Below are 1,256 nucleotides of genomic sequence, written 5' to 3'. Positions count from 1 at the left end.
CGGGCGGTGTGGAGGTGGTGGGGCGGGTCGGTGGTCTGGGTGAGTTCGGTGGCGTAGGCGCGCAGGAGGTCGTGGGAGGCGTAGCGGCCGGGCTGGGTCTCGTCGACGAGATGGGCCTGGACGAGTTCGGAGAGCAGCTGCCGGGTGTGCTGGGGGGTGTGTCCGCTCAGGCCGGCGGCCGCGGGCAGGGTGATGTCGGGTCCGGGGTGCAGGCTCAGGAACCGGAACAGGCGGGCGGCGTCGGGGGTCAGGGCCTGGTAGGACCAGGAGAAGACGGCGCGTACGTCGACGGCGGTGTCGTCGCCGTCGAAGGCGTCCAGTTGGGCTGTGCTGTTGCGGAGTTCGGCGGCGACCGCGGCCAGGGAGAGCGCGGAGCGGGTCGCCACGCGGGCGGCGATGACGGACAGGGCCAGCGGGAGGCGGGCGCAGCGGGTGATGATCTCCTCGGCCGCTTCGGCTTCGGCGGTGATCCGGGCGGGTCCCAGACGCCGGGCGAGCAGGGCACGGGCCTCGGGCAGGCTCAGCACGCCCAGATGCAGGGGATGGGCGCCGTCCACGGCGACCAGTCCGGCGAGCCGGTTACGGCTGGTGACGATGACCAGGCAGCCCGGTGCCCCGGGCAGCAGGGGCCGTACCTGCGCGGCGTCGCGGGCGTTGTCCAGCAGTACCAGGACCCGTCTGCCGCTGAGCAGGGTGCGGTAGCGGGCCGCGAGCGCGTCCACGTCCTGGGGCAGCCCGTGCACGTCGGCGCCCAGCGACTCCAGCAGCATCCGCAGGGCGTGCTCCGCCACGACCGGCGCACCGGCCGGATCGAAACCCCGCAGATTCAGATACAACTGCCCGTCGGGGAACCGGCCGGCGACCCTGCGCGCCCAGTACACCGCGAACGTGGTCTTGCCCACCCCCGCCATCCCCGCGATCGCGCTGACCACCACCGCACCCCCCGACGGCAGCCGGTCCATCTCCGCCAGCTCCCCCTCACGCCCCACAAACGCCGCCAACGCCGCAGGCAACTGCGCCGGCACCACCGGCAACCCACCAACACCCTCCCCCACAGCACCAGAACCAGCAGAACCAGAACCAGAAGCAGAAGCCGAATCCGGAACACCGCCCTGAGCAGAACCAGAACCAGGAGCAGGAGCAGGAGCAGGAGCAGGGATGGTGGTGGACGGCACGGCCAGGAGCCGGGCGTCCGCGCGCAGCACCCGCTGGTACAGCGTCTGCAGACCCGGACCCGGATCAACCCCCAGCTCCTC

General features: G+C 72.5%; 1 protein-coding gene. It reads right to left on the bottom strand.

The features are described 5' to 3' along the window. On the bottom strand, nucleotides 1–962 hold a 962-nt coding region (locus tag ACFY6U_RS52155; protein ID WP_390050216.1), incomplete at its 3' end, for an NB-ARC domain-containing protein. Nucleotides 963–1,256 lie beyond the last annotated feature (294 nt).

Origin of the sequence: Streptomyces sp. NPDC013157 (genome assembly GCF_042899865.1) — a bacterium.
In the GTDB taxonomy this organism is placed as follows: Bacteria; Actinomycetota; Actinomycetes; order Streptomycetales; family Streptomycetaceae; genus Streptomyces.
Note: the sequence above shows the minus strand (reverse complement) of the source record. Positions and strands in the feature narration are given on the sequence as shown.